Below are 22,008 nucleotides of genomic sequence, written 5' to 3'. Positions count from 1 at the left end.
CGAAAATATAAAAATTTGAACGAATGGTCAATAAAAATGTAATGACAAGGTAATTTAATGGTCAAATTACATACTTCTTATTATTACTGTTTTTATATAGCTATTTGATCTTTTAAATCAGGATTCATGACAAGGTTCTCTTTTCGTAAAGAACCTTGTGTTATTGAATTACAGGTCAGTTTATTTTTCTTGCTTTTCTATATGTACTGTTGCTGTTCGCCCTGCAACGAAGGCAAGTTCATTCTTTGGTAACTCATCCAGAATAATCTTAACAGGGACACGTTGGGCTAAACGCACCCAGCTAAAAGTTGGATTCACATTCGCTAAAAGTCCTGAAGCAGCAGTACGCTCACGATCTTCAATCCCCGAGGCAATACCTTGCACATGGCCCTTAAGTTTTAGCGAATCACCCATCAGCTGAATTGTAGCTGGTGCTCCCACGTAAATTTTATCCAGTTTGGTTTCTTCAAAATAACCCACTACATAGAGCTGCTTGCGATCTAGTAATGCGGCAACTGCTTGGCCAACTTTGACATAGTTCCCTTCTTTTAATTCAAAATTTGATAATGTCCCATTTGCCGGGGCAACAACTTCTGAACGATGTAAATTAAGTTGCGCGAGATTGAGGTTATTCTCGGCGACTTGTATTAATGCTTTTTGCTGTTCGATATTCGCTTTGGCCTGTTCGATTGCAGCTAAAGACTGATCATGCTCGGCATGTGATTCATCTCGTGCAGCAAAAATTTGATCCTGTTCCTGTTTTGAAATAGCACCATCCATTAAGCTTGAATAACGACTTGCATTCTTGTCTGCCAGATGAATATTTGCTTGGGATTTCACGACATTGGCTTTAGCATTCACCAGTTCAGCCTCAGCTTGCGCTAGACTTGCTTTTGCTTTCGCAAGATCCGCACGAGCTTCTTGAACATCCAGTTCTTGACGTTTAACATCAATTTTAAATAAAGGCTGCCCTTTCTTGATGGTCTGGTTATCCTGCACCAGGACTTCTGTGACCAGGCCTGAAATATCTGATGACACCTGAATTACATCACCACGTACACGCCCGTCCCTCGTCCATGGCTCAGAATTATAATAATTCCAGATATGTCGAATCACTAAAATGGCGAGAACAGCCACTACCGTCAAAAGTACAGGTCGCAAATATTTGCGTAAATTGACAGATGTCATATACGGTTTTCCTCAATCATTTTAATATCAGACTTCATAGTAATAAGCCTGCCCAATGGACGGCGCCCAGCAAAAGTACGTAAGTGCATAAATAGAAAATATTCGGCATGATGATCCAGTCATTTGCGACTAGTCTGTCTAGCCACTTCATCAAGATTCTGAGCAGTACATAGGCAATCACAGCTTGAATCAATAAAATCGGCACATACACACCATAGATATTCAGCTCTCCCATGTATTAATCTCCTGCGCCTGCATATCTTGGCGGTGTCTTGATATGACATAAGCTGCTACGAATATTGTTGAGTGAAATATGCAGCCGTTCTACAACATCTGTATGTTCCTGCATAATGAGATCTGCTTCCAAAGCCTGTATTTTGTTAATTAACTGTGTGAAGGCAGCATCATAATTTTGTCCAATTTCTTTGGCACGAAAATATTCATCCAGCTGTATTTGAAGATCTTCGAGTTGCCGGGTCAAAAGCTGCTGTTCAGGTAACTTGAGTATGAGTTCCTGTAACCGTGCCAGATCCACGACGGCGCTGGATTCAATGAGTGCCTGATTGATTTTATTTTTCAGATCTTCAGATTCTACTGCTTTAGTATTCAATACCCCGATGCGGTCCATCATCGTACGTAAATGAATACGGAACCGTACCCCATAAGGAATATACAGTGCCTGACGAATGGCTCGGTTATGAATGGCCAAAATGCGCTGTACGGTTATATCTGGCGACATTGCACGGATCATATGGATAATAAATACAGCGATGATTGGCCCAATCACTGTACCAATCGCTGCATCGAAGAAAGAAATTTGATCCAGGGTATAACGGTTATGAAAATTCAGCCCCATGATCGTACCCATCAACAAAGGCAAACCAATTCCAACCAAGGGTGGATGCAAAAAAAGCATCAGGCAATATATGCAGAATGGTGCAAGTACAAGTGCTAACTGCCAGAACTCTATAATATTTGGAAAAATTCCATAGGCATATATGAAGATCACGATCGAAGCATATAAGCTACTACGAATAAACAGCTTTAATGCAGGCACCGGATTATCCAGCGCCGTTAATATACATGCACTAATTGCAGCCATTTCAGCCAGCATAAATCCATCTTTCCAGCCGCTTAAGATCCAAAAGGCAGTAGCAATAAAAACAGTGAGGCATGCAGAAACCCCGCCCCGCACTGCTACGCCATGATCACGATGCAGAGTTGGATAGTTTGTAGTAAGTGGAACAATCATTTCAGGCAGTGAAGTATCCCCTTGTTGGATTCGCTGCCAGATCAACTTAATTGCATGGATATTCTGAATGAAATGACGGATATCCATTTTCAAGCTTTTCAATATTACAATTTGATCATCTTTTGAATGTTCAAAAATTTTCAGGAAATCTTTTTCAAAATCAGTGGGAAGTTGATTCAGTTCAGACTCTTTTAATGTATGTTCATCAGTTAGATATTTATTAATTTTGGAATGTAAATCTGCTAATGGCTGGCGATATCCTGTATCAATGAAGTCTAACTGTTGCATGCGTTCTGACATTGCCACCAAATTACTCACCAGCATTGTGATCTGGTTCAGCATTTCCTGCAGTGGTTTGGTCATTCCCTGTAGAGCCGACTTTTCATAGCTTAAATGCACAGCCATGACATGAATATCTGCAATATCTGCAGCTAATTGGCTTAAAGCTTTTGTATAGTTCTGGTCTTGACGTGGTTCTAATAGAATTTTATTAAAAATCTGCTGAGTATCCACTAAGGTTTTACTGACACGACTTTTCACTGCGGGGCCAATATGCATTGGAAATATCGTCGTTGTCACAATCGCACTGCAAACGACGCCAATTGTAATTTCCAGAAAGCGTCCTACTGCCATATCAAATAATGAAGCAGTATCAATAAAGTAAATTATATTGAAGCAGATAATGACAGTCGTATATCCAGCCAGCATCAGTATATAACTGCGCGGTGTACGATCAAGCAAAGAGAAATATAAGCAGAGGCCAACCCAGCAGGATAAAAACAGCGTAAACAACCACGGTGTATTGATTAGCCAAGGAGTAACTGCAACTGCCACAATTGCGCCTAGTAAAGTGCCTAGTACACGATAGATACTTTTTGAAGCGGTCATTCCCGTATAAGGATTGGCAATAACGAAAACTGTGCCAATTGCCCAAATCGGGTAAGCAAGATCTAGACTCAGAGCAACATAGAGCGCCAAAATACCAGCCACAAACGTTTTAGTCGCAAAAATCCAGTCCATTTTATTTGGACGAAATGCGAGTAAAGATTTTATAAGCAGCATGGTTTCTCTCTAAGAGCTTATTTTATTTTCTAAAGCAAATAACCTGCCCACCAAGCCCAAAGAACTCAGTGACAAAATTTTTACTTGTTGAAAGTCTATATAAAATTAGAATATTCAGCTGATTAAACTGAAACTGTCTGATGCAAATATAAAAAGCAAAAGAGAACACCTTGATTAATTATTCATCATTGGATATTTGCGTAATTAATTTTTTCAAATAAACGCTTTATTGTCAATAAAAATATCTCTATATGAGAATAAGTATGATTTTTTATTATTGCATAGGCCGTTATGCTGAATATTTGTCTCTTTTCTTCCTATATCCTCATGATTCGAGAATTTTAGGTAAATAGTTGCCTCTACTACCCTCTTTTAAGCTAAAGTGAGTCATAACCTTTTTCAATGGTCAGCACTTCAGGTTTTTTATGGCGCAAGCAAGTTTTGGAAAAATTCTTACTGTTCTCGATCTATTTTCGTTATCACGTTCAGTGATTAATGTAGATATCATCAGTGAAGAATTAAACCTCTCCAAACCCACCAGTTATCGCTATTTAAAAGAATTAGTATCGGTTGAACTTTTACAGCGAATCAGTGGCACATCCGGTGATTATACGCTGGGTTCAAAAATTGCTGTTCTGGATTATATTTCAAGAAAAACTGATCCTTTGGTTCAGATCAGCATTCCCTTTATGCAGGAAATCGTCGAACGGACTGAATTCTCTTGTATATTGACTCATCTTAATTATGATTCTTGTATCGACTTACATGACGAAGTCTTTAAAAATGCACATCTGCTTTCATTTGGACGCGGTTGTCCACGTCCTGTCTATGTAGGCTCATCGTCAAAAGTCATCATGGCACATTTACCGAAGCAAGCTTTGCTTGATTATTATCAACGTTATGCAGATGCATTTGAAGAAGTGGGATTTGTGCAGAATGAAACCGCTTTTCTGGAACAAATGAAAAAGATTAAAAAACAGGGTTATTATTATTCTAGTGGTGAACTTGATCCTCAAGTTGCAGGTTTGTCTGTACCAGTTAAATTCTCTCTTAAAGAACCACCTTTAGCGCTTACTTTATTAGCTTCAAAAAATAGATTTGATTTCGTAAATTTGGAAAAATTAGTACAAATTCTTCAGGAGAAAGCACAGATTATTGAAAATAAGTTCCTTTACCATCCTGCAAGCACAAGTGACATTCGTAATAATTTAACCAAATAAAATTTAAATTATGTTTGAAAAACTATTCATATTCTCATAATATGATTCTTAGTCTTTAAGTCATAGCATTCTTAACTGAATTAAATGGCGAGAAGATTCCTCAGAGGTAAAAAAGCCTATTTCGAATGAGATAGGCTTTTTTATTTTAATTTTGGATTTATAACAATAATGCGGATACATTTAAGGAAAGTTAAGAATTTTACAATTGCGATGTGTAGATAAAATCTAAAGTTAGAAATTTGAAATCGTATAAATTCATCCATTTTATGCTTTTAATTTTAGCTCTGCTTTAGAATCCTTCTTGATCAAAAACGAGATAACTAAGAAGTCCATCAAGCTTCCTATAATTGAATCATAAAATCTTTATAGCTTAAGAATATTATCCCAGTACGGCGGATCTCCAATTTCTTTTAAAATGAAATCAAGCACAGTTCTGACTTTTTGCGAACGAATTCTGTTTTCGGGAGAAACCAGATGAATCCCTATAGAATAAGGCTCCACTGTACTGATCCAGTCAGGAAGAAGTTGAACCAGTTTATGGGTTTTGAAATAGTCTTCCGTAAAAATCCAGGTTGGAAATAATACAATCCCCCGTCCTTCCAATGCCGCATCTACCAGGACTTCTGCATTGTTGCTTCTTAAAGGTCCTTGTGACTCAATTAAAACCGGAGTGTCATGTTCTTGCTGACGGAAATACCAGCGTTGGCTTCCGGAAACGCCCTTATACACCAAACATTGATGATTCTGAATCTCGTGTGGAGAATGTGGAGTTCCATATTTTTCAAGATATGCAGGACTCGCACACAGCACATACTGTTGATCACAGACCTTGCGTGTAATTAATGCTGAATCCTGTAATGAGCCAATCCTTATCGCAATGTCTACGCCTTCTTGTACAGGATCGATAAAAGTATCCGTCAAGATTAGCTCGACCGAAAGATCTGGAAAGCTATCATGCAATTTATTCACTATACGCGATATATGTAGCCTTCCCAGCGCAACCGCCGTATTGATGCGAATTAATCCTCTGATCGCATTTTTACCAGAAATTTCTTCATTGGCCAGATCTAACGTATCCAGCACTTCCTTAATTTGCACAAAGTACTTTTCCCCTATATCAGTCAGCCGGACAGAGCGTGTATTACGATAAAAAAGTTGCTGTCCAATTTCCTGTTCAAGTTTGGAAATAAAACGAGATACTGAGGAAGATGGAACCTGAAAATGCTTTGCTGTGGCTGAAAAACTGCCTGTGGTTGCTACCATCACAAAATAGCGTAATGCATTGAGTTGCATACTTGATCTATCCCTGAATTTAATTCAATCATTTTATTATTGTCATAATAGCAATTATGTTTTGAAAAATTGCGGAATTGTAGCTTTTAAATAAGAGAATATAATTCGTTACTTTCTTCCTTTGGAAAGCATATATGAAACAGTTGTGGATTTTCCCATTAGTCGTTCTTGCAGGTATGGGGTTATCTGTTGAAGCGGGTTTACTGGGTCCACTCGGGGAAGAAATTGGGCATTTCTGGGCGACCTTGGGAATTTTCGCGATCGGATCACTGCTCTTAACCTTGGGGTTGATCTTCAGCCGTCCAAAGCTTTCTCTCATGTTCAAGCAGCCACGGTGGCAACTGACTGGCGGTATATTAGGCCCTATATATGTAGTGGCTTTAACTGTAGCGACACCTCATATTGGCGTTGGCCTGACCATGGTGGGCATCCTATTTGGCCAGGTTGCAACCAGTCTTATTATTGATCACTGGGGTTTGTTAGGTAGCCATAAACGGGCTGTAGACAAATATCGTATTGGCGCGCTGGTAGCTATTTTAGCTGCATTATGGCTTATTCAATAAGGAAGCTTCTCCATGATTTATATAATGTTATTAGTCGTTATTTTTGGCGGAGCAGTTTTATGTGCTCAATCTTCAATTAATGGTCGTTTGGGTGCTAAAGTAGGTGTATTAGAAAGTTCTTGGCTGACATTTGTCTTAGGTGCTCTAGTCAGTTTTCTAATCGCTTTCTTTCTTGAACCCAACCATGCATTGAATTTATTCACCGCACCAAGATGGCAATTAACAGGTGCATTTTTTGGCGTGGCCTATATGCTTACGATTGTATTTGCTATGCCTAGACTGGGCGCTGCTGCCACCACTGTCGCCGTCATTAGTGGCCAGTTATTAATGAGTCTGCTCATCGATCATTTTGGATGGTTGAATAATCCGGTGATTCATTTAGATGGATCCAGACTAGCAGCAATTGCCCTATTAGCTGTTGCACTATTTTTTATCTATAAAAGTAATATTGCAGCCAAAGCACAAGCTGAAAATTAAGATACTGTGAAAGGAAAGAGATTTTAGGTTTTAAAATCTCTTTTTTTATGGGTCATAAAGTTATGAGGCAACACCTTAAAAATAGTCAAAATAAAAATGTCGATAAAAGCAGCTGATATCTTTTGCTTTATGCCATTGTGAGGAATCTAAGGGTAATATTAGGCATAGTTCATAGGTCATTTCACTTAAGCATGCATAATCAATTTTCAGGCAATAAACAAATTCGTGTAGTCTCAAACTTTTCAGAACTCGTTAATTCGGATTTTAAGGGTGCGATGAATGCGATTTGCTGGTCTAGAAATTTAGCGGGTGATTTTGCCGAGATCGTGAATAAGCTTCATTTACAGGAAAATATGACTGAAGTTTCAATTGATGATCTTATGAAACTCCAGCTGTCAGAAAGCGGTCATCTGGCAAGAAAGATTATCTTAGAAGATATACAGCTACTGACTGACTACGGCGCTTCCCCTTCACTCAATCTGCTCAAATGCTATGAACGGGATAATGAGCTCGATTTCATTACTACAGATGTCTATTCGTTCCATGTCGATCGCTCTCCGATTGAAACAGATACTTTCTTATGTACCTATCATGGTGCTGCAAGCGATATCTTGCCTAATGATCAGGTGGAACAAAAGATTCTGATTTCAGAAATCAGGGCAAAGCTGAAAGAATTATATGATGGCCCAGAAGCCAGATTTGAAGGTTTTCTGGAAGAGTATTTCTTTGATCTGCATTATCAACCTAAGCCTAATGCAAAACCTGTAAATTTAGGTCAGGGACATCTTTGGCGATTGGCAGTCGATCATCCAGCCCAAAGAGCCCTACCTTGTGTACATCGGGCTCCGGTTGAAAATGAGGGTGAATATCGATTGCTTTTGATTTGTTAAATTCGATACAAATCTTAAAAATGAGAAAATCCACATTATCTTATTGTCGTTTTTCTCAATTTCATTCACGCAAATTCTAACTGTCCAACAGAGTGGTAAACACGATTAAAATATGCCAAGCTCTGGTCTTGTTCGCTCCGTTGAATCGCAACCACTTGACACATAAAGATACTATGTGTCCCCACTTGTTGGATATTCTCGATTTCACAGTCAAAACTCACTAATGCATCATCTAATACAGGTGAACCTGTTTTTAGCGTTGCCCAAGAACCTAATTGAAATCTTCGTTCAGAACTGAATTTGCTGGATGCGAATGCATTAGAAATCTGTTCGTGCTGTGGACCTAAGACGTTCACTGACAAAATTTTGTTCTCAATAAAATGCACATGTGAACGAGATGACTGATTCATACAGACCAGCAATGTCGGTGGTGTATCAGTCACGCTGCATACTGCAGATGCTGTAAAACCAGGCATTCCTGTCTCACCCGAGGTTGTAATGACATTCACTGCTGTGGTGAGTAAGGACATGGCATTTCTAAAGTCAGTCGCTTCAATCATCTCTTAAATCCCTAATTGACTATCGCTTTGATGAAGAGCGGTAAAAGTACATGTATTCCTTATACTGCTCTTAAGACAAATGAATACTCAAGTGGTCAGTTCTTGACGAACAATAGCTGCGCCTGCACTCAAAGCATTCAGTTTGCCTTGTGCTACCTGTCGCGATAAAGGTGCCATACCACAGTTGGTTGAAGGATACAGCTTGTCAGTATCCACGAACTGAAGCGCCTTTCGTAAAGTATCTGCAACCTGTTCTGGTGTTTCAATTTGATTGGTTGCGACATCTATGGCGCCGACCATGACTTTTTTGCCACGAATCAATTCAATCAGATCCATTGGTACATGAGAGTTTTGGCATTCAAGTGAAACAATGTCGATCTTAGACTTTTGCAGTTTCGGAAAAATTGCTTCGTATTGGCGCCACTCTGAACCTAGAGTCTTTTTCCAGTCCGTATTGGCTTTGATACCGTAACCATAGCAGATGTGTACTGCTGTTTCACATTTCAGACCTTCAAGCGCTCGTTCTAATGTGGCAATGCCCCAGTCATTTACTTCATCAAAAAATACATTAAATGCAGGCTCATCAAACTGGATGATATCTACACCTGCTGCTTCGAGTTCAAGTGCTTCCTGATTCAGGATTTTTGCAAATTCCCAAGCCAGTTTTTCACGACTCTTATAATGAGCATCATAAAGCGTATCGATCATGGTCATTGGACCAGGCAATGCCCATTTGATTGGCTGCTTAGTTTGACTACGCAAGAACTTTGCATCATCTACAAATACAGGTTTCTTGCGAGCGACAGCACCCACGACAGATGGCACACTCGCATCATAGCGATTTCGAATACGCACCGTCTCACGCTTTTCGAAATCCACACCTTCCAGATGTTCAATAAAGGTGGTCACGAAGTGCTGACGGGTTTGTTCGCCATCACTGACGATATCAATGCCTGCCTGTAGTTGCTCATGTAGGGACAAGCTCAAAGCAACTCGCTTGGCTTCAAGGAGCTGCTCGCCTTCCAGTTTCCAGGGTGACCAAAGTTGCTCAGGTTCGGCAAGCCAAGACGGTTTCGGCAAGCTGCCAGCTGTAGATGTTGGGAGTAAAATGCTCATGTCTAATCTTCTATCTCTATATTCGTTAATTTATTTCTTCATTCAGGCAGTATGCTCTTGATGAGCATTATCTACAGTAAAATTTGCGGCCCACTTTTCAAGAATGTCTTTATACGGCTTAATAAAATTTTCTTCTGTCCATTTGCCCTGCTTAACTGCTAATTGACTACGCTCCACACGGTCGTAAACGATTTGTGTCAACGAATAATCCTGATAATTCAGGCTTGGTTGATAGATCAAACCTGCAGGCGAATTGGTGTTGTAAATTTCAGGACGATAAATTTTCTGGAAACTTTCCATGGTACTGATCGCACTGATAAGTTCGAAGTCCGTGTAATCACGCAATAAGTCACCGGCAAAATAGAATGCCAACGGTGCATTACCATGTTCAGGTTTGAAATAGCGAACGCTTAAGCCCATCTTTCTGAAGTATGCATCTGTACGTGAATAATCATCATTTTTATATTCCACACCGAGTACAGGATGCACATGTGCAGTACGGTAATAGGTTTTCGTGGTAGATACACTCAGGCAAATCACCGGCTGTTTCTTAAACTCGGCTTTAAACACATCTGAATGAATTAAATGCTGATAAAGTTTGCCGTGCAAATCACCAAAGTCGTCAAGCTTTGCATCAGTTTTATCGCTGATGGATGGCAATACAACGCTAAAGTCATAATCACGTACATAAGATGAAAAGCTATTGCCAATCATGCCTTCAATGCGCTCATTGGTTTTATGATCAATGACGGTACTTTTCAGCATCTCGATAAAAGGGAAAGTTTGACCATGGCCTTCGACATCAAGTTCCGCAGAGATAATGTCAATTTCAAGGGAATAACGGTCGCCTTTAGGATTATCACTTGTCGCTAATGAATTAAAACGCTGATTAATCATGGCCAGAGTTCTGCGCAGATTTTCCTGTCGACTTTCACCACGTGCCAGATTGGCAAAGTTTGTGGTTAAACGTGTGTTGTCTGCTGGTTGATAATTTTCATCGAAACGGATGCGCTTGATTGAGCATGTAAATTGATTACCCATGGAGATTCACTATCCTAATTTTTAAATAAAGCCAAATTTCTGTATAACTTCATTTAAACGTGAATCTAGAGATGAGTAAAACGATATAAATTCAGTAAAAGATGAGAGAAATTCACTATAGATGAATTAATTGTATGAATACTTACTCAAAATTAAATAGAACAAAATACAGTTTCTCATTCAAAAATAAATATAGATCGCCTTTTATAAAAATGAGCTATCAATTTAATTTTAAAGGTAAAAATTATTGATGTATCTTTCAATTGGCTCTTGCTGTAGCACCTAGTTTGCATCTTTTATTTTAATAACACACAACTTCTTCGTATAAGAAGAACCTACATCAATATAGTGGCAATTATCAATTTGAGTATGGTTTTTTACAATCGTATGACCCAGATAGATCTCATCGATATTTTTAACGGTTCCATAGCGATAAGAATGATTGCGAATTCTCCCTCTACCCCAAAGAGCATTGGTATATGCTGAAGTTAAGCCTGGAATTCTATTTTCACCTTTTGCAATTTTCTTTTTAAATACATTCCAGTCATTAAGCGCAATATCTGCGTGTAAAATGCCAATCTTTTTATACTCGAGGTTTAGTTCAATGGCCAAAGGAAGTGCAGAAAAAATTTCACTGAGTTCATCCTGTTTTTCGGTTGATAAAAGATAGAACCACTCACCACCATTCTGCGCATGCATATCTTGAATCCATGCATCGTCACGGCCCTTGATACACATTTCCTCATGATTGCCGCGAACACAATAAAACCAGGGCTGACTTAGCAATGAAACGCATTCCAGGTTTTCATTACCACGATCGACCAGATCTCCGGTACAAATCAGTAGATCTTTCTCAAAATTAAAATGAACTTTCTCTAATTCTTGCATGAGCAAGCTATAACAACCATGCAGATCCCCAACCACATATATGGCAGAGAAATCAGATCCATCAATTACCTTAGTTAAAGTGTTCATAAGTATCTTCTATAACATGGAACCCTGTCTGCCAAACCTGAAGCAAAAGATGATTCTTAAATCATATCTTTTAATTTTAATGCTGTTTAAAACCTTAAAGATGATTTTTTAACATTATTTATCTACTACAATTAAATTATTTTTAGTCATAAAGCCCTTTGTAAAATATAGGAAAGTTCACATAATGTTAACTTTTGTATAAATATATTATTTTTTTTTAAGTTTAAGCTTACATCGATTGGAGCAAATACTCTATATTCTGTTTCCTCAATTTTTGACATTATGTTTCACATAAAGAGTCAGCAAGGAAAGCTGATAATAATCGCATTACAATGATAATAAAGTCGAAAGACAGCGAACTTACTGGGATGGTAAGTGATAAAAGTAGAGACTACAGCCGCTAAGCCTTATAGTTTTGGGAGAGACTATAAGGCTTTTATTTTATTAGCATCTACTTATTTATTGATTCGGTGATACTCGCCAAATCACGTTCCCTACATCATCAGCAACTAATATTGCGCCTTGAGCATCTGTAGCTACACCCACAGGCCGACCAAATGCATCTCCATTTTTGCTTAAAAATCCGGTCAGAACCTCTTGAGGCTGACCAGAAGGCTGACCATTTTGAAATGGCACAAAAATAACTTTATAACCACTATGAGGTTTCCTATTCCAGGAACCATGCTGGCCAATGAGTGCACCATCACGATATTGGGATATTAAATTAGCCTTATAAAATGTCAGACCCAGTGATGCAGTATGATTTCCCAAGGCATAATCTGGCTTAATTGCTTTCGCGACCAGTTCAGGCTTTTGCGGTTTTACCCGGGTATCCACATGCTGGCCATAATAACTATAAGGCCAGCCATAAAAAGCGCCATCTTTTACTGAGGTCACATAATCAGGAACCAGATCATTGCCCAGCTCATCACGCTCATTCACTACAGTCCATAAGGCTCCACTCTGAGGCTGCCAGTCCATGCCATTGGGATTACGCAGGCCTGTAGCAAACGGCCGGGCTTGACCTGTAGAAAGGTCCAATTCCATGATCAGGGCGCGTCCTTCTTCCTGAGCTATGCCATTTTCAGCCACATTACTATTGGAGCCTACCGTAATGTAGAGCTTCGTGCCTGCAGGATTGGCAATAACATTTTTCGTCCAGTGATGATTTAAAGGGCCTGCAGGCAAGTCTAATACATTAGTTCCTTTTTCTTTGATCTGGGTCATACCTGGCTGATAAGAGAATCGCACTAAAGCATCTGTATTTGCGACATAAAGCATATTACCCACTAAGGTCATTCCAAACGGCGAGTTTAAATTTTGCAGAAATACTGTTTTCTGGTCAGCAATGCCGTCTTGATTACTGTCACGCAACAGGCTAATACGGTTGGCGCTCGGATAGGATGATCCTGCTCTTCTCATCACCATTTTCATGATTTTGCCTTTAATGCCTTTACTATCTTCGGGCTTAGGCGGAGCATCGGTTTCAGCCACCAGTACATCTCCATTCGGCAATACATATAACCAGCGCGGGTGTTGAAGGCCTTGTGCGAATGCTTGCACTTTTAAACTTGGTGCTGGCGTCGGCATGACACCTTCAGGCCAACCTTTTGCAGGGGCAATGTTGACGACCGGAAACAGTCTTGATTTTGGTTCAGGTAAAGACGGCTGAGCGCCATAACTATCTGTTACAGGTGTTTTGGATGAAACTGTACAGCCGGTAAATGCCAATATGATTACGGTACTTAAGGCTGATAGGAGAAATTGAGCCGCCATGGTATTTCCTTGCTTTTTGTTTTTATCTCTCCCATTTTAAAAGGTGGTTGAAATCGTAATGATATAGTTCTTGTAGTTTCTGGTTGTGGATTGATTGCCGTAAATATACTAGTGACGCAAGTTGCCTAAAGTATAGAACGCTGTCTAATTTTTTTACTTATATTCACTCCAACCTTCTTAAATAAATGGCCATGCAATACTTAATAAAAGTAAAACTCCTAATACAGCACAACTGATTTGCCAGAAACGTAAAGGATCACGTTCAATGATGGTAGGGGCTTTGGATTTTAATAATTCCTTGGATGGGTGTTCCAGATCATGGATCAATTCAGTCAATGCCTCATAACGATACATTGGCTCGATACTCAGAGCCTTTTTTAGAATCTGGTCTAACCAAAGTGGTAAATCTGGCCGATATTTTTGAATGGAATGATATTGAACTTTCTTTAGCTGCTTCAGCGTATTACAACGAGCCAAATCTGTACCATAAGGAAGCTGTTTAGTCAGTAAATAATAAACCATTGCCGCCAAAGAAAATTGATCAGACTGCACGGATGGTGAATGTTCAATGAAATATTCAGGTGCCATAAATGCCAAGGTACCAAGTGGCCGATTCACATGTTTAGGATTAATTTCGACTAAACCTCGTACAGCAGTTGAACCATAATCAATCAGTTTGACTTTAAGTGTATTATCAACGTTTAAGACCATAACATTTTCAGGACGTACATCTTGATGCAACATTTCCAGTCGGTGCATTGCATTTAAGGCCAATGCTGTTTGCTGCAAAATAGGGAGAATATCTTCCATCTGCAAAGGCTTTTTCTGTTGATGCAGCCAGCGATCTAAGGTTTCTCCCTGCAAATATTCATAACTCTGGAATAAATATTTTTTCTCTGATTGATGCGTATAACATTGCAGCAGATTTTCGTGCTTAAGACGCTTTGAAACCCAGTCTTCAAGTTGAAACTGTTCAACAGCCTGTTCATCTTGTTGTAAATCTACTGCCAGAGTTTTAATCACTAGCGGTTGCCGATCATGATCGTGTGCCAAATACAGGCAACTGCGGTGATTTTGGTGCAGGATTTTGTCAATGGCATAGCCTTCAAATGCTTCACCTTTGCTGAGCTGGGGTGGAAAGACATAATCCTGGTGCATATAAAACTGATCTGGTTCAGGCAACTGCTCAATACGGAGCACTTGAAGACTTAAATTATCATCACTGCCCTGTTTTAAAGCCTGTTCAACCAGGAATTTGGCAAGCTGATTTAAGTGATCTGCTGCTAAGGTGAAATCTAATAATTGTTGGTCTGTAACAAACTCATAAACCCCATCAGTCATGAGTAGAAAGACATCTTTTTCTTTTAGTTCAAGGCTTTGATAATCAATTTCAATACGATAATCCACCCCTAAGGCACGACTGAGATAATGTTCTGTCGAAGACAGACAGACGCGATGATCATGGGTTAATAATTCAATTTCACCATCTCGGATTCGATAAATACGACTATCACCGACGTGAAAAATATGCGCCTGATGCTGCTTTAAAATAAGTGCGGATAAGGTACAGACATAGCCTCGATCTTTATCGAAACGTCCCTGACTTTGTTGAGTTTGTGCATATAACCATGAATTAGTGGCACGAATCACCCGTGCTGCTGAAGTCTGAGTGCTCCAGGCATCCGAAGTCGAATAATAATCAGAGAGAAAACTGCTAACGGCTGTTTCTGCGGCAATGTGACTGACATTGCTACTGCCGATCCCGTCGGCAATCGCACAGCCTATACCTTTTTGCTTCAGTACATGACCTTCTGGCAAATAGATGCCATAAAAATCCTGATTCTGATCTTTAATACCAGCCGTAGAATACTGTCCAATAGCGACTTTTAATGTTTTTTTCATATTGAAAACTCAAAAAGGGATCATATTGATCCCTTTAAAAATGATTCATTATTAGAATTCTTTTTTCGCGCCAGTACGTACATGTGTGGTGTAAAGTGCCAGACCTGTTAAGGCTAAACCCCCTACCAGATTACCTAAAGCAACCGGTAATTCATTCCACAGGAAATAATCTGCAATCGAGAAGTCACCACCCATCATCATGGCAAATGGGAACAGGAACATGTTTACCACTGAATGTTCAAAGCCCATGGCAAAGAACAGCATCACTGGCATCCACATTGCGATGAACTTGCCACTCACTGTAGTTGACATCATCGCACCAATCACCCCTAAAGACACCATCCAGTTACACAGCATGCCGCGAATAAAAATAGTTATCCAACCTGAGAAACCATAAGCCGCATAACCTAAGGTACGGTCTTCACCAATATGAGAAATCTTTTCACCGACTGGATTCGGATCAGTCGCAAAGCCCATGGTATAAACAGCAGCCATCAGTACTGCAACGACTAAACACCCAGTAAAGTTACCTAAAAATACCAGTCCCCAGTTTTTTAAAATGCGTGCCCAGGTTACGCCAGGACGTTTATCCAGCCATGCCAGCGGTGTTAATACAAATACCCCGGTTAGCAAGTCATAGCCCAATAAATACAACATGCAGAAGCCGACAGGAAACAGTAATGCGCCAATCAGTGGCACACCAGTTTGCACTGCAATCGTAATTGCAAATACGGCTGCCAAGGCCAAAATCGCACCTGCCATAAAGGCACGAATCAAAACATCACGGGTTGCCATATGAAGCTTGGATTCACCCGCATCTACTACTTTTTTTGCAAACTCCGCAGGAGCAAGATATGCCATGTTGTCGTCCTCTTTTTCAATATACGGACCTGTTTTTCGAAAAAAAGACGCCTAAGATCATTGAAGACCTTAGGCGCCGTTGCCTTGAATATTAGAACAGGTAATGGTGAATGGCGTCGTTGCCATGTATATCGAAATAGAAGCAAAAGCTATGCCACAAATAATTAACAATCACTTAAATATTCATTTTCTATTTAGCATGAACTCTAAAATGCTGTTGGCATGATATCTGCATTATGCGTTCTGCATACATTCATTTGAGAATAATTTGGAGAGGATTATGATTACCCATCGTCAACAAGTAACTGACATGATCATTTCAGCGAAAGTTTTAAAGTCAATTAAGTGGTCAGATGTTGCCAAAGAGATTGGTCTTTCTAAAGAATGGGTAACCGCTGCATGTTTAGGTCAGATGGCGTTTAATAAAGAGCAAGCAGAAAAGATTGGTCAGATTTTTGGCTTAAGTGATGAAGCCGTTGCATGGCTACAGATCGTGCCATATAAAGGTTCCCTGCCAACCAGCGTACCGACCGATCCTTTAATTTATCGTTGGTATGAAGTGGTGAATGTATATGGTTCTACCATTAAAGAACTGATTCATGAAGAATTTGGTGACGGTATTATGAGCGCGATTGATTTTAGTATGGATATTCAACGCGAAGAAAATCCGAATGGCGACCGTGTCAATGTCGTATTGTCTGGCAAGTTCTTGCCTTATAAAACTTATTGATCAATATCATTTATAAAAAGCCATCAATGTGATGGCTTTTTTTTATTTCATTTTTCTTTTTATATTTGAGCATTAATCTCATTCTCTACATGAAAAAAATTTAGCGAATATACTTTATAAATTTAAAAAATTAATATGAAGTCAATAATTTACATATTATTTTACTAAAATAAATCGTTTTTATTTTAAGCAAAATCTTAACCCCTTCTTCTTTTAATCTGCTTTAACTGCAAAGTATTCCTCTATCAATGAGTAATTTTTAATTTAAATTTCCTATTGTATTTAGATTGATTTAAAAATATCTAATCAATAACATTAGCGATAATTATTATCATTTACATTCATTAAAATGTTTTATACCAATCATCCAACTTTCAAGCTATCTTTGCTCAGTTTTGCCATATTGATGACACAGCAAAGTTTTGCAGAAAATAGTCAGCAACTTCCTACCATCACGATAGTCACTGATGCAGCACAAACAACAGAAAGCTCTGAACAGACTAAAAGCTATATTATTCAAAATTCTGCAACAGCTTCTAAACTAAATATTCCTCTTAAGGAAACGCCACAAACAGTGAATGTAGTGACGCGTCAACAATTAGATGACTTTGCACTGGATAATACCCGTGATGTACTCCGCAACTCACCGGGGATCATTGTAAGTAACCAGGAGACCGAACGAACTTCCTATCTATCACGTGGTTTTGAAATCTCAAACGTATTGGTAGACGGCGTTGGGATTCCGCTTGAAGGCTATAACTACAATAATGACAATCCAGACAGCTTTTTATTTGACCGTATAGAGATCGTTAAAGGTGCAAATGCCTTAAATAATGGTATTGGCGATCCGGGCGCTACCATTAATATGATTAGAAAACGCCCTACTCAGGAACTTCAGGCCGCGTTTAATACCAGTTATGGTTCATGGAATACCCAACGTTATGAAGCAGATGTTTCCTCTCCCCTGACACAGGATGGAAAAATCAGAGGCCGAGTATTTGGCTATCAGCAGACAGGTGATAGTTATCTGGATCACTATGAACTCGAAAAAAATGGCATTGGTGCCGTGGTTGAGGCTGACCTGACTGATTCGACCTTAATAACTGCTGGCTATACTGAAACCAATCACAAGCCGAATGGTGTCAATTGGGGTTCTAATCCACTGATCAATACTGAAGGCGAGCAGCTCAGTTACTCACGGAATTATAATTACAGTCCAAGCTGGGCGCACTGGGATAGCAATATTAAAAGTTACTTTGCCGAGCTTGAACAAAAACTGGGTGGCGACTGGACAGCCAAACTGACCTATGATGAAAAACGCACTCAACGCGATTCAAAGCTCTTGTTTCTGTCCGGCAAACCTGACGCAAATGGCACTTCAGGTATTTTCCTGTATCCAGGGATGTATATTGATGACAATAAAGAACAACAAGCCAGCCTGAGTTTCAGCGGTACCTATCCGCTTTGGGGACAACGCCATGAAGCCTCATTGGGCTATATTTGGGCTAAAAATCGTCTGGATGAATTGGGTTACGGAGGTAATTTTGCTCAGCCACTCACCACAGATTTAGCCAGTTTTAGCCCAGAAGAACCGAGCTGGGATCTATCGAAAACCAGTGGGGAAATGCATATCCGGCAGAAGAACCAGAGCCTTTATGCTGCAACCCGACTGCATCTGAATGATGATCTGAAACTGCTTTTAGGTGCGAACTACGTTCAGGCTGAAAGCAGTGGCAGTAGTTATGGAAAAGATACTGTTTATGATGAAGATAAAGTTTTACCCTATGCCGGTCTGACCTATAACTTTAGCCCTGAATATACAGGCTATCTGAGTTATACCTCGATCTTCCGTCCGCAAACCACCAAAGCAGATGATGGCAGCATTAACAAACCGATCGAAGGTGAAAGCTATGAAGTCGGAGTAAAAGGTTCTTGGCTAGATGACAAGCTTACCGCCACTATGGCCGTGTTCAGAACCGAGCAAAGTAATTATCCGCTTCGTGATTCTGATGGTATACCGACTTTACGCACAACTCAGGTCAGTGACCTGCGTTCCCAAGGCTACGAGTTTGGCCTCGCTGGACAGCTGACCGACCATTTAAACCTAAGCTTTGGTTATACCCAGTTTAGCCTGAAAGATCTGATCAATGGCGGCGATGCGCGTACTTTCAATCCAACGCAGTCGTTTAATCTGCTGACAACTTATCAGGTTCCGCAGATTCCAAAACTGAAACTGGGCCTCGGGGTGCAATGGCAGGATCAGACCTATCTGGATGTACCTGAAGCAACAACCAATGGGGTGACCACTCAAAAAGCCGGTGTGATCGAGCAGGATGCCTATGCGCTCGTGAACTTAATGGCCAGCTATGAACTGAATGAACATATGACCTTGCAAGCCAACGGCAACAATCTGACCAATGAAAAATATTTGTTCAATTTCCCGAATCAGCAAGGTTTTTATGGTGCACCAGCGAATTACAGCGTTGCTGTGAACTTTAAATATTGATTTTTAAGCTTAGCTTTGACGACATGTTCAGGGCTAAATCATCACTACATACACAAAAACAGGTAAAACAAATGAAAAAAATGATCGCTCTGACCCTCGGACTGTCTATGACACTTTCAACTCAGGCGCATATGCTTTGGCTGGAACGTGGTACAGATATGCAGACTCATGCTTTCTTTGGTGAATATAGTGAACAGCTTAAAGAAACGCATCAAGGTGCCCTGAAGTCTTTCAATCAGGCAAAGGCCATTCAGTCTAGAAAGACCTTTAGTCCTCAAATGCAACAGGATCATTTGCTCTATGCCACCCAAGGCCAGACAGATGTCCAACTCAGTCATGAATTGATCTATGGAGAATCATTGCTGAGCTATCATGCCAAATCCGGCAGACAAAACTTGAAAGCAGAGTCAGAACTGGATATTGTTCCGACCCAAATCAACAGCAATACATTCACGGTACTGTATCAGGGTAAACCTGCTGCTGATGTTGAAGTCACAGTCTTTTCCCCGCAATTCTGGCTAAAGAAATACACCACCAACAGCCAAGGCCAGATTACGATCGCCACGCCATGGAAAGGTCAATATGTTATTGAAGTCGGCAAAGAAGCAGACAAGGCAGGAAAATTGAATCAGCAGGCCTATAAAAAACAGTATCTGGTCACGACTTTAAGTTTTGTTCATTAAGTTTTTTAAATTTTCATCAGTATAGATTTATTCAAGGCCAAATATGATTTCTGTAATGCAGCCTCTCGCTATTCTCTATCGCTTAGGCATGAGCTTTGGGGTGGGCTACTTGTGCAGTTATTTGATCGCACTCGATCTGGCTTACTTTCTACAGGCTTTTCTGCCTAAAGCAGAATCTGTCTATTTTGCTGCATTTACTGCCCTCATTTTTTATGTCTGTTTTGTGATTGAAATCTTCTGTATCCAAAGTCTTAAAACACTTTCAGTCTATAGCCTGATTCCTCTCATTGTTTTATTTGTCATTTCCCGCTTCATAGGTTAAACCATGCATAAATCTGTCCGTCAATCTATGGCATGGCTACATTCATGGCTAGGTTTAAGTTTTGGCTGGCTCCTCTTCGCGATCTTTTTAACAGGTGCGGTTACCTATTATCGCCATGAAATTACAATGTGGATGCAGCCACAATTTGTCATGATGCAGGTGAACCAGGAAACAGCTTTAAAAACTGCTTATAGCTATTTACAGCAACATGCACCTGATGCACAGAACTGGTATATCGGGGTAGCAAATCATGATTTACCGGTTAATAAAATTTATTGGCAAACTGCAGAGGGTGCTTATCAACTTAAAACCTTGGATGCTATGACAGGTAAGGAATTAACGCTTTCGGCTACACAGGGCGGAGATTTTTTCTATAACTTTCATTTTCAGCTATATGGCGTACCTTATACCATTGGCCGTCTGATTGTCACCATTGCTGCATTCATCATGTTGATGACCCTGATTTCCGGAATCATTACCCATAAAAAAATTCTGACCGACTTCTTTACTCTGAGAGCTTTTAAAGGACAACGTTCCTATCTGGATTTTCATAATGTCAGTTCCGTCATTGCGCTACCGTTCTTTTTAACTATGACTTTTACTGGACTGGCTATTTTCTTTTATATTGTTTTGCCTTCTGGCATGAAGCAGCTATATCCAGAAAATCCATTTCAATATTTTGAAGAAATCCGAACCAAAAATGTGCTTGCTCCCTCTGCTGTGCCCATTAAAACGGAGATGTTACCGATTCAACATTTTATCACTACGGCGCAGCAGCACTGGGGAAAATCAGAATTTGACAATATTACCGTGAAGCAGCCGAATACCCAGCTGGCAAAGATTACCTTAACCGAATTGAAAGATCATTCTATTACCCGCAATCAGGCACAACTCGTATTAAATGCGACGACAGGCAAATTGCTTGAAAACACCCGTAATGACAGTGCAATTGCTACCCTGAATGCTGGAGTATATGGTTTGCATATGGCACGTTTTGCCGAACCTGTTTTACGTTTCGCCCTATTTTTCTCAGGCATATTAGGCTGTGCCATGATCGCTTCCGGATTATTGCTCTGGAGCCTGAAACGACAGATGCAGAAAAAATCGGATCGTTTTCACTTTGGATATTATCTGGTGAATCGTCTGAATATCACCATGATAATTGGTTTACCTATTGCCATGCTGGCTTATCTTTATGCAAACCGTTTGATTCACATTCCTGTGGGCACCACAAATTATGAAATCTATATCTTCTTTAGTATTTGGCTGAGTAGTTTTATCTTGGCCTGTTTAACGCCACAACAGCATTTATGGAAAACGCAGCTTAAAATTCTCATCTGTGCCGCTTTTATGCTTCCACTCATCGACCTGTATTATTTGTGGTCCCAGCATTATCTGGATTCTTTTGCGAACTATTGGCTGTTTTTGCGTATCGATCTGATGCTCTGGATCTTGGCACTTCTCGCTTACTTCCTACATCAGAAAATTACACCTATCCAGCAAAAAGCTGTTCATAAAATTCAGGCCAAGCTTAAAACTGCACAGCAGGAGTCTTCTTCATGATATGGATGGCAATAGTAGGACTGATCTG

20 protein-coding genes are annotated in these 22,008 nt (G+C 39.9%); 9 read left to right on the top strand and 11 right to left on the bottom strand.

The genetic code is table 11. The features are described from left to right. Positions 1-180 precede the first annotated feature (180 nt). From ACEWB7_RS02250 to ACEWB7_RS02240, 3 genes are read right to left on the bottom strand one after another with little or no spacing between them, the layout of a single operon-like run. The gene (locus ACEWB7_RS02250; protein WP_125278675.1) at positions 181-1,188 is read right to left on the bottom strand and encodes an HlyD family secretion protein; all 1,008 of its coding nucleotides are present in this window, start codon (positions 1,186-1,188) and stop codon (positions 181-183) included. 34 nt (positions 1,189-1,222) lie between these two features. Beyond that, positions 1,223-1,423 (bottom strand): DUF1656 domain-containing protein, encoded by a 201-nt coding sequence (locus tag ACEWB7_RS02245; protein WP_005235637.1) that lies wholly within the window; start codon positions 1,421-1,423, stop codon positions 1,223-1,225. A 3-nt stretch (positions 1,424-1,426) separates the two neighbouring features. After that, positions 1,427-3,502: an FUSC family protein gene (locus ACEWB7_RS02240; protein ID WP_125278674.1), complete on the bottom strand. Its 2,076-nt coding sequence runs from the start codon at positions 3,500-3,502 to the stop codon at positions 1,427-1,429. Between the two features lie 425 nt (positions 3,503-3,927). Here ACEWB7_RS02240 and ACEWB7_RS02235 point away from each other — a divergent pair, with 425 nt between their 5' ends. Continuing rightward, positions 3,928-4,722: an IclR family transcriptional regulator gene (locus ACEWB7_RS02235; protein ID WP_125278673.1), complete on the top strand. Its 795-nt coding sequence runs from the start codon at positions 3,928-3,930 to the stop codon at positions 4,720-4,722. A 363-nt stretch (positions 4,723-5,085) separates the two neighbouring features. Here ACEWB7_RS02235 and ACEWB7_RS02230 read toward each other — a convergent pair whose 3' ends face one another. Beyond that, positions 5,086-6,015 (bottom strand): LysR family transcriptional regulator, encoded by a 930-nt coding sequence (locus tag ACEWB7_RS02230; RefSeq protein ID WP_125278672.1) that lies wholly within the window; start codon positions 6,013-6,015, stop codon positions 5,086-5,088. Between the two features lie 134 nt (positions 6,016-6,149). Here ACEWB7_RS02230 and ACEWB7_RS02225 point away from each other — a divergent pair, with 134 nt between their 5' ends. From ACEWB7_RS02225 to ACEWB7_RS02215, 3 genes are all read left to right on the top strand, one after another. Then, complete coding sequence (locus tag ACEWB7_RS02225) at positions 6,150-6,578, top strand: DMT family transporter (protein ID WP_034170896.1); 429 nt, start codon at positions 6,150-6,152, stop codon at positions 6,576-6,578. A gap of 12 nt (positions 6,579-6,590) precedes the next feature. Continuing rightward, positions 6,591-7,055: a DMT family transporter gene (locus ACEWB7_RS02220; protein ID WP_034170895.1), complete on the top strand. Its 465-nt coding sequence runs from the start codon at positions 6,591-6,593 to the stop codon at positions 7,053-7,055. A 191-nt stretch (positions 7,056-7,246) separates the two neighbouring features. After that, the gene (locus ACEWB7_RS02215; RefSeq protein WP_125278671.1) at positions 7,247-7,945 is read left to right on the top strand and encodes a DUF1826 domain-containing protein; all 699 of its coding nucleotides are present in this window, start codon (positions 7,247-7,249) and stop codon (positions 7,943-7,945) included. Between the two features lie 65 nt (positions 7,946-8,010). Here ACEWB7_RS02215 and ACEWB7_RS02210 read toward each other — a convergent pair whose 3' ends face one another. The 7 genes from ACEWB7_RS02210 to ACEWB7_RS02180 all read right to left on the bottom strand — a co-directional run bounded on the left by ACEWB7_RS02210 (position 8,011) and on the right by ACEWB7_RS02180 (position 16,176). Beyond that, positions 8,011-8,505 carry a flavin reductase gene (locus ACEWB7_RS02210; RefSeq protein WP_125278670.1) on the bottom strand — a complete coding sequence of 165 codons (495 nt, stop codon included), beginning with the start codon at positions 8,503-8,505 and terminating at the stop codon, positions 8,011-8,013. Positions 8,506-8,592: 87 nt separating this feature from the next. After that, a complete protein-coding gene (locus ACEWB7_RS02205) occupies positions 8,593-9,621 on the bottom strand; it encodes a methionine synthase (RefSeq protein WP_125278669.1) in 1,029 nt (342 codons plus the stop codon). Positions 9,622-9,663: 42 nt separating this feature from the next. Then, positions 9,664-10,662, bottom strand: coding sequence for a putative oxygenase MesX (locus ACEWB7_RS02200; RefSeq protein ID WP_125278668.1), 999 nt, complete (start codon positions 10,660-10,662; stop codon positions 9,664-9,666). A gap of 282 nt (positions 10,663-10,944) precedes the next feature. Then, positions 10,945-11,637, bottom strand: a complete 693-nt coding sequence (locus ACEWB7_RS02195) for a metallophosphoesterase (RefSeq protein ID WP_125278667.1) — start codon at positions 11,635-11,637, stop codon at positions 10,945-10,947. Between the two features lie 459 nt (positions 11,638-12,096). Then, positions 12,097-13,413 carry a PQQ-dependent sugar dehydrogenase gene (locus ACEWB7_RS02190; protein ID WP_125278666.1) on the bottom strand — a complete coding sequence of 439 codons (1,317 nt, stop codon included), beginning with the start codon at positions 13,411-13,413 and terminating at the stop codon, positions 12,097-12,099. A 177-nt stretch (positions 13,414-13,590) separates the two neighbouring features. Next, positions 13,591-15,315, bottom strand: a complete 1,725-nt coding sequence (locus ACEWB7_RS02185) for a bifunctional protein-serine/threonine kinase/phosphatase (RefSeq protein WP_125278665.1) — start codon at positions 15,313-15,315, stop codon at positions 13,591-13,593. Between the two features lie 51 nt (positions 15,316-15,366). Next, complete coding sequence (locus ACEWB7_RS02180) at positions 15,367-16,176, bottom strand: formate/nitrite transporter family protein (protein ID WP_125278664.1); 810 nt, start codon at positions 16,174-16,176, stop codon at positions 15,367-15,369. A 280-nt stretch (positions 16,177-16,456) separates the two neighbouring features. On the opposite strand from ACEWB7_RS02180, the gene cynS reads away from it, so the two are divergent. The 5 genes from cynS (at position 16,457) to ACEWB7_RS02155 (ending at position 21,980) form a co-directional block, all read left to right on the top strand. Next, positions 16,457-16,906 carry a cyanase gene (gene cynS, locus ACEWB7_RS02175; RefSeq protein ID WP_004785763.1) on the top strand — a complete coding sequence of 150 codons (450 nt, stop codon included), beginning with the start codon at positions 16,457-16,459 and terminating at the stop codon, positions 16,904-16,906. Between the two features lie 349 nt (positions 16,907-17,255). Then, positions 17,256-19,412 carry a TonB-dependent siderophore receptor gene (locus ACEWB7_RS02170; RefSeq protein ID WP_125278663.1) on the top strand — a complete coding sequence of 719 codons (2,157 nt, stop codon included), beginning with the start codon at positions 17,256-17,258 and terminating at the stop codon, positions 19,410-19,412. 71 nt (positions 19,413-19,483) lie between these two features. Next, positions 19,484-20,095, top strand: coding sequence for a DUF4198 domain-containing protein (locus ACEWB7_RS02165; RefSeq protein ID WP_125278662.1), 612 nt, complete (start codon positions 19,484-19,486; stop codon positions 20,093-20,095). Positions 20,096-20,138: 43 nt separating this feature from the next. Then, positions 20,139-20,417, top strand: a complete 279-nt coding sequence (locus ACEWB7_RS02160) for a hypothetical protein (protein ID WP_125278661.1) — start codon at positions 20,139-20,141, stop codon at positions 20,415-20,417. Positions 20,418-20,420: 3 nt separating this feature from the next. Next, positions 20,421-21,980, top strand: coding sequence for a PepSY-associated TM helix domain-containing protein (locus ACEWB7_RS02155; RefSeq protein WP_125278660.1), 1,560 nt, complete (start codon positions 20,421-20,423; stop codon positions 21,978-21,980). The last annotated feature ends 28 nt before the right edge of the window (positions 21,981-22,008 follow it).

Source organism: Acinetobacter sp. NIOH-H-8 (assembly GCF_046635365.1).
In the GTDB taxonomy this organism is placed as follows: Bacteria; Pseudomonadota; Gammaproteobacteria; order Pseudomonadales; family Moraxellaceae; genus Acinetobacter.
This window is presented reverse-complemented; position numbering and strand designations above follow the sequence as displayed.

Excerpts from the sequence above, each read along its gene's own strand:
- ACEWB7_RS02195 (WP_125278667.1), bottom strand. The coding sequence starts at position 11,637 with ATGAACACTTTAACTAAGGTAATTGATGGATCTGATTTCTCTGCCATA.
- ACEWB7_RS02210 (WP_125278670.1), bottom strand. The coding sequence starts at position 8,505 with ATGATTGAAGCGACTGACTTTAGAAATGCCATGTCCTTACTCACCACA.
- ACEWB7_RS02230 (WP_125278672.1), bottom strand. The coding sequence starts at position 6,015 with ATGCAACTCAATGCATTACGCTATTTTGTGATGGTAGCAACCACAGGC.
- ACEWB7_RS02170 (WP_125278663.1), top strand. The coding sequence starts at position 17,256 with ATGTTTTATACCAATCATCCAACTTTCAAGCTATCTTTGCTCAGTTTT.
- ACEWB7_RS02245 (WP_005235637.1), bottom strand. The coding sequence starts at position 1,423 with ATGGGAGAGCTGAATATCTATGGTGTGTATGTGCCGATTTTATTGATT.
- ACEWB7_RS02205 (WP_125278669.1), bottom strand. The coding sequence starts at position 9,621 with ATGAGCATTTTACTCCCAACATCTACAGCTGGCAGCTTGCCGAAACCG.
- cynS (WP_004785763.1), top strand. The coding sequence starts at position 16,457 with ATGATTACCCATCGTCAACAAGTAACTGACATGATCATTTCAGCGAAA.
- ACEWB7_RS02200 (WP_125278668.1), bottom strand. The coding sequence starts at position 10,662 with ATGGGTAATCAATTTACATGCTCAATCAAGCGCATCCGTTTCGATGAA.
- ACEWB7_RS02165 (WP_125278662.1), top strand. The coding sequence starts at position 19,484 with ATGAAAAAAATGATCGCTCTGACCCTCGGACTGTCTATGACACTTTCA.
- ACEWB7_RS02235 (WP_125278673.1), top strand. The coding sequence starts at position 3,928 with ATGGCGCAAGCAAGTTTTGGAAAAATTCTTACTGTTCTCGATCTATTT.
- ACEWB7_RS02160 (WP_125278661.1), top strand. The coding sequence starts at position 20,139 with ATGATTTCTGTAATGCAGCCTCTCGCTATTCTCTATCGCTTAGGCATG.
- ACEWB7_RS02185 (WP_125278665.1), bottom strand. The coding sequence starts at position 15,315 with ATGAAAAAAACATTAAAAGTCGCTATTGGACAGTATTCTACGGCTGGT.
- ACEWB7_RS02225 (WP_034170896.1), top strand. The coding sequence starts at position 6,150 with ATGAAACAGTTGTGGATTTTCCCATTAGTCGTTCTTGCAGGTATGGGG.
- ACEWB7_RS02180 (WP_125278664.1), bottom strand. The coding sequence starts at position 16,176 with ATGGCATATCTTGCTCCTGCGGAGTTTGCAAAAAAAGTAGTAGATGCG.
- ACEWB7_RS02215 (WP_125278671.1), top strand. The coding sequence starts at position 7,247 with ATGCATAATCAATTTTCAGGCAATAAACAAATTCGTGTAGTCTCAAAC.
- ACEWB7_RS02240 (WP_125278674.1), bottom strand. The coding sequence starts at position 3,502 with ATGCTGCTTATAAAATCTTTACTCGCATTTCGTCCAAATAAAATGGAC.
- ACEWB7_RS02220 (WP_034170895.1), top strand. The coding sequence starts at position 6,591 with ATGATTTATATAATGTTATTAGTCGTTATTTTTGGCGGAGCAGTTTTA.
- ACEWB7_RS02155 (WP_125278660.1), top strand. The coding sequence starts at position 20,421 with ATGCATAAATCTGTCCGTCAATCTATGGCATGGCTACATTCATGGCTA.
- ACEWB7_RS02250 (WP_125278675.1), bottom strand. The coding sequence starts at position 1,188 with ATGACATCTGTCAATTTACGCAAATATTTGCGACCTGTACTTTTGACG.
- ACEWB7_RS02190 (WP_125278666.1), bottom strand. The coding sequence starts at position 13,413 with ATGGCGGCTCAATTTCTCCTATCAGCCTTAAGTACCGTAATCATATTG.